This is a genomic window from Staphylococcus sp. EG-SA-2, from assembly GCF_017152085.1.
This window is the reverse complement of sequence record NZ_JACYHC010000416.1, coordinates 1-6,233: the sequence shown is the minus strand read 5'-3', so window position 1 is coordinate 6,233 and position 6,233 is coordinate 1. Positions and strand designations below refer to the sequence as shown.

Annotated in this window: 8 protein-coding genes; 7 read left to right on the top strand and 1 reads right to left on the bottom strand. The window is 32.3% G+C overall.

Going from position 1 to position 6,233, the window contains the following annotated elements:
• Window positions 1-242 precede the first annotated feature (242 nt).
• Window positions 243-347, bottom strand: a complete 105-nt coding sequence (locus IDG60_RS04595) for a hypothetical protein (protein ID WP_011447017.1) — start codon at window positions 345-347, stop codon at window positions 243-245.
• 133 nt (window positions 348-480) lie between these two features.
• Between IDG60_RS04595 and IDG60_RS04590 the strand changes: the two genes are divergently transcribed.
• From IDG60_RS04590 to IDG60_RS04560, 7 genes are all read left to right on the top strand, one after another.
• A complete protein-coding gene (locus IDG60_RS04590) occupies window positions 481-771 on the top strand; it encodes a VRR-NUC domain-containing protein (RefSeq protein ID WP_000665203.1) in 291 nt (96 codons plus the stop codon).
• Window positions 752-2,119 (top strand): SNF2-related protein, encoded by a 1,368-nt coding sequence (locus tag IDG60_RS04585; RefSeq protein WP_001796197.1) that lies wholly within the window; start codon window positions 752-754, stop codon window positions 2,117-2,119. Before IDG60_RS04590 ends, IDG60_RS04585 begins: the two co-directional genes overlap by 20 nt.
• 12 nt (window positions 2,120-2,131) lie before the next feature.
• A complete protein-coding gene (locus IDG60_RS04580; RefSeq protein WP_000513704.1) occupies window positions 2,132-2,569 on the top strand; it encodes a transcriptional regulator in 438 nt (145 codons plus the stop codon).
• Between the two features lie 156 nt (window positions 2,570-2,725).
• A complete protein-coding gene (locus IDG60_RS04575; RefSeq protein ID WP_000596031.1) occupies window positions 2,726-3,046 on the top strand; it encodes an HNH endonuclease in 321 nt (106 codons plus the stop codon).
• Window positions 3,047-3,170: 124 nt separating this feature from the next.
• Window positions 3,171-3,476, top strand: coding sequence for a P27 family phage terminase small subunit (locus tag IDG60_RS04570; RefSeq protein WP_000778935.1), 306 nt, complete (start codon window positions 3,171-3,173; stop codon window positions 3,474-3,476).
• On the top strand, window positions 3,466-5,157 hold the full coding sequence (locus IDG60_RS04565) for a terminase large subunit (RefSeq protein ID WP_000152858.1): 1,692 nt from the start codon (window positions 3,466-3,468) through the stop codon (window positions 5,155-5,157). Before IDG60_RS04570 ends, IDG60_RS04565 begins: the two co-directional genes overlap by 11 nt.
• Window positions 5,158-5,161: 4 nt before the next feature.
• Window positions 5,162-6,233: phage portal protein (locus IDG60_RS04560; protein WP_206160525.1), on the top strand; the 1,072-nt coding region annotated here is incomplete at its 3' end.

The following is a 6,233-nucleotide window of genomic DNA, read 5'->3' as shown; positions in this document are numbered from 1 at the left end:
GAAAGATTTCAAACATCTTAAGACAATTAGACAATTGGTCTGTATATGATGGTAATAAAAGTGGGAAAATTCGATTTGGAAAAGATTATGGTGTACAGATAGCTTATGTAAGAGATGAAAGTTTAGAGGATTTAATATAAGAAATATTGAATAAATATGCATTTTAGAGTGTTGTATCAGATGTTGCATCATTTTTTGAGTGATGCAACACGGGAGTGTAAAAAGTAATCGTAGGTGTTGTATCATTTTTGGTGATGCAACATTGATGCAACAAATGATACAACACCTCTTTCCTTTCTAGCTGTAGGGTTCAACCCTGTTTGTTTCCAATGTTGCATCAAATTCACTATAAAGTTTAAAAAGTAGTGTTAGGGAGTAAAGGGGTATAGGGGTAACCCTCTAACAGCTATTTTTAAAAGTTTGGCAAGAATTGATACAACATCGGAACACAAATATAAATTTTGTATACAAGGTGAATAAATGAAAGAATCGACATTAGAAAAATATTTAGTGAAAGAGATAACAAAGCTAAACGGTTTATGTTTAAAATGGGTCGCACCTGGAACAAGAGGTGTGCCAGATAGAATTATTATTATGCCAGAAGGAAAAACATATTTTGTAGAAATGAAGCAAGAAAAAGGAAAGTTGCATCCTTTACAAAAATATGTGCATAGACAATTTGAAAATAGAGATCATAAAGTATATGTGTTATGGAATAAAGAACAAGTAAATACTTTTATCAGAATGGTAGGTGGAACATTTGGCGATTGACTTCAAACCACATAGCTATCAAAAGTATGCAATAGATAAAGTTATTGATAATGAGAAATACGGTTTGTTTTTAGATATGGGGCTAGGGAAAACAGTATCAACACTTACAGCATTTAGTGAATTGCAGTTGTTAGACACTAAAAAAATGTTAGTCATAGCACCTAAACAAGTTGCTAAAGATACATGGGTTGATGAAGTTGATAAGTGGAACCATTTAAATCATCTGAAAGTGTCTTTAGTCTTAGGAACACCTAAAGAAAGAAATGATGCATTAAACACAGAGGCTGATATCTATGTAACCAATAAAGAAAATACTAAATGGTTATGCGATCAATATAAAAAAGAATGGCCATTTGATATGGTTGTAATTGATGAACTGTCTACATTTAAAAGTCCTAAGAGTCAAAGGTTTAAATCTATTAAAAAGAAATTACCACTCATTAATAGATTTATAGGATTAACAGGAACACCTAGCCCAAATAGTTTACAGGATTTATGGGCTCAAGTTTATTTGATAGACAGAGGCGAAAGACTTGAGTCTTCATTCAGTCGTTATCGAGAAAGGTACTTTAAACCAACACATCAAGTTAGCGAACATGTTTTTAACTGGGAGCTAAGAGACGGATCTGAAGAAAAGATATATGAACGAATAGAAGATATATGTTTAAGCATGAAAGCGAAAGATTATCTAAATATGCCTGACAGAGTTGATACTAAACAAACAGTAGTCTTATCTGAAAAAGAAAGAAAAGTATATGCAGAATTAGAAAAAAACTATATTTTAGAATCGGAAGAAGAAGGAACAGTTGTAGCTCAGAATGGGGCATCATTAAGTCAAAAACTACTTCAACTATCTAACGGTGCAGTTTATACAGATGATGAAGATGTAAGACTTATACATGATAAGAAGTTAGATAAGTTAGAGGAAATTATAGAGGAGTCTCAAGGCCAACCAATATTATTGTTTTATAACTTCAAACATGATAAAGAAAGAATACTTCAAAGGTTTAAGGAAGCAACCACATTAGAGGATTCAAACTATAAAGAACGTTGGAATAGTGGAGACATTAAGCTGCTTATAGCACATCCAGCAAGTGCAGGGCATGGATTAAACTTACAACAAGGTGGGCACATTATTGTTTGGTTTGGACTTACATGGTCATTGGAATTATACCAACAAGCAAATGCAAGATTATATAGACAAGGACAAAATCATACGACTATTATTCATCACATTATGACCGATAACACAATAGATCAAAGAGTATATAAAGCTTTACAAAATAAAGAACTAACGCAAGAAGAATTGATGAAAGCTATTAAAGCAAGAATAGCTAAGCATAAGTAATGGAGGTATAAGATGGGAAAGGCATCATACGATATTAAGCCAGGTACATTTAAATATATTGAGTCAGAGATATATAACCTACAAGAGAACAAGAAAGAGATAAATAGATTGAGAATGGAGATACTTAACCCAACGAAAGAGCTAGACACTAACATTGTGTATGGACCGTTGCAAAAAGGTGAACCAGTTAGAACAACTGAACTAATGGCAACAAGGTTATTGACTAATAAGATGTTACGAAACCTAGAAGAAATGGTCGAAGCAGTTGAAAGTGAATACTTAAAGTTACCTGAAGATCATAAGAAAGTAATAAGGTTAAAGTATTGGAATAGAGATAAGAAGCTAAAGATAGAGCAAATAGGAGATGCATGTCACATGCATCGTAATACAGTTACTACAGTACGAAAGAACTTTGTTAAAGCGGTAGCGTATCATGCGGGTATCAAATAACATTGTGCAAAGATTGTGCAAAAGGCCTACAAATCTGTAGTAATATGATAGTATCGGAAAGATGTATAAAGTTATCTAAAAGTTATACGACATAAGTAAACGAGGCACATCGCTATGCGGTGTGTCTTTTGTTATGCAATCAAAGAGGTGTAAGAGTTGATCAAGCGTAATAACATTTATAAGCATGGTCGTAAGTCATATCAATACGATTGGTTCTATCATTCAAAAGCATGGAAGAAGTTAAGAGAGATAGCATTAGATAGAGATAATTATCTTTGTCAAATGTGTTTACGCGAAGATATTGTAACAGATGCAAACATTGTACATCACATTATTTATGTTGATGAAGATTTTAACAAAGCTTTAGACTTAGATAATCTAATGTCAGTTTGTTATAGTTGTCATAACAAAATTCATGCAAATGATAAAAACAAAGATAAATATAAAAATAAAAAGTTTCGAGTTGAAAAAATTTAAATAAAAAATTATAAAATAATTTTTAATCCCCCCTACCTGGTGGGGAGTTCCATTATACACCGGGAACCGGTGAAGGCAGGAACGAGAGCAGCGCAGATAATTTTTCATGAAAGGGGGTTTTCTTATGAAATTAACAAAAAAACAGCTGAAAGAATATATTGAAGACTACAAAAAATCTGACGATATGTTAATTAATTTATATTTAGAAACATATGAATTTTATTGTCGATTACGGGATGAATTGAAAAACAGTGATTTGATGATGGAGCATACCAATAAAGCTGGAGCAAGTAATATTGTTAAGAATCCATTAAGTATTGAACTGACAAAAACAGTTCAAACACTAAATAACTTACTCAAGTCTATGGGTTTAACTGCAGCACAAAGGAAAAAGATAGTGCAAGAAGAAGGTGGATTTGGTGACTATTAAAATATTAAATGAACCCTCACCAAAATTACTAACAACGTGGTATGCAGAACAAGTTATTCAAGGGAAAATAAAAACAAGTAAATATGTAAAAAAAGAATGTGAAAGACACATTAGGTATTTGAAAAATGGCGGTAAATGGATGTTTGATGAAGAATTAGCACATCGTCCTATTCGATTTATAGAAAAGTTTTGTAAACCTTCCAAAGGATCTAAACGTCAACTTGTATTACAGCCATGGCAACATTTTATTATTGGTAGTTTATTTGGCTGGGTTCATAAAGAAACAAAACTGCGCAGGTATAAAGAAGCTTTAATATTTATGGGTCGAAAAAATGGTAAAACAACAACCATTTCTGGTGTCGCTAACTATGCTGTGTCACAAGATGGAGAAAATGGTGCAGAAATTCATTTGTTAGCTAATGTGATGAAACAAGCGAGGATTCTATTTGATGAATCTAAGGCTATGATAAAAGCTAGCCCAAAACTTAGAGAGAATTTCAGGCCTTTAAGAGATGAAATTCATTACGATGCAACGATATCTAAAATTATGCCACAGGCTTCAGACAGTGATAAGTTGGATGGTTTAAATACACATATGGGCATTTTCGATGAAATCCATGAATTTAAAGACTATAAATTGATTTCAGTTATAAAAAACTCAAGAGCGGCAAGGTTACAACCTCTTCTTATCTACATTACGACAGCGGGTTACCAATTAGATGGTCCACTCGTTGATATGGTAGAAGCGGGAAGAGACACATTAGATCAAATCATCGAAGATGAAAGAACTTTTTACTATTTAGCATCTTTAGATGATGACGATGATATAAATGATTCGTCGAATTGGATTAAAGCAAATCCTAACCTGGGCGTTTCTATCGATTTAGATGAAATGAAAGAAGAGTGGGAAAAAGCTAAACGTACACCAGCTGAACGAGGAGATTTTATAACAAAAAGATTTAATATATTTGCTAATAACGACGAAATGAGCTTCATTGATTATCCAACGCTTCAAAAAAATAATGACATTATTTCCTTAGATGAGCTGGAAGGAAGACCTTGTACGATTGGTTACGATTTATCAGAGACAGAAGATTTTACAGCCGCATGTGCAACATTTGCGTTAGATAATGGTAAAGTTGCTGTCTTAACACATTCATGGATTCCTAAGCATAAGGTAGAGTACTCAAATGAAAAAATACCATATAGAGAATGGGAAGAAGATGGCTTACTAACTATTCAAGATAAACCGTATATTGATTATCAGGATGTCTTTAATTGGATAATAAAGATGAATGAGCATTATGTTGTAGAAAAAATTACTTATGATAGAGCCAATGCTTTCAAACTAAATCAAGAGTTAAAAAATTATGGATTTGAAACAGAAGAAACAAGACAAGGGGCTTTGACTTTAAGTCCAGCACTGAAAGATCTAAAAGAGATGTTTTTAGACGGCAAAATAATATTTAATAACAATCCTTTAATGAAATGGTATATCAATAATGTTCAGTTAAAACTGGACAGAAATGGAAACTGGTTACCTTCAAAACAAAGTAGGTATCGTAAAATAGATGGATTCGCAGCGTTTTTAAACACATACACAGACATTATGAATAAAGTTGTTTCTGATAGTGGTGAAGGAAACATAGAGTTTATTAGTATTAAAGACATAATGCGTTAAGGAGGTGAATGTTATCGCAAAAGAGAATATTATCACACGCATAAAGAAAAAATTGATAGACAATTGGATTGATCAGTCAACTTCTAAGCTTTATGACTTTAGCCCATGGAAAAATAAATCTTTTTGGGGTGTAATTAATAATACGCTTGAAACTAATGAAACGATATTTTCAGCTATTACAAAGTTATCTAATTCGATGGCTAGTTTGCCCTTGAAAATGTATGAAGATTATAAAGTAGTTAATACAGAAGTATCTGATTTACTTACAGTGTCACCAAATAATTCTCTAAGTAGTTTTGATTTTATTAATCAAATTGAAACAATTAGAAATGAAAAAGGTAATGCATATGTATTAATAGAACGAGATATCTATCACCAACCTGCAAAGCTTTTCTTATTAAATCCAGATGTTGTTGAGATGCTGATTGAAAACAAATCACGTGAGCTTTACTATTCAATTCATGCTGCGACCGGTAACAAACTAATTGTTCATAACATGGATGTGCTCCATTTCAAACACATTGTAGCATCTAATATGGTTCAAGGTATTAGTCCGATTGATGTGTTAAAAAATACAACTGAATTTGATAATGCAGTAAGAAGCTTTAACCTGACAGAAATGCAAAAGCCAGATTCATTCATGCTTAAATACGGTTCCAATGTAAATACAGAAAAAAGGCAACAAGTATTAGAAGATTTTAAACAATACTACAAAGAAAATGGTGGAGTTTTATTTCAAGAGCCGGGCGTTGAAATCGAACCGCTACCTAAAAAATATGTCTCTGAAGATATAGTAGCAAGCGAGAATTTAACAAGAGAAAGGGTTGCTAATGTTTTTCAAATACCTTCAGTATTTTTAAATGCAAAATCAAATACAAATTTCACGAAAAATGAAGAGTTAAATCGGTACTATTTGCAACATACCTTATTGCCGATTATCAAACAGTACGAAGAAGAATTTAATCGGAAACTACTTACTAAAACAGACAGAGAAAAAAATAGGTATTTTAAATTTAACGTTAAATCTTATTTAAGGGCTGATAGTGCAACACAAGCAGAAGTGTACTTTAAAGCAG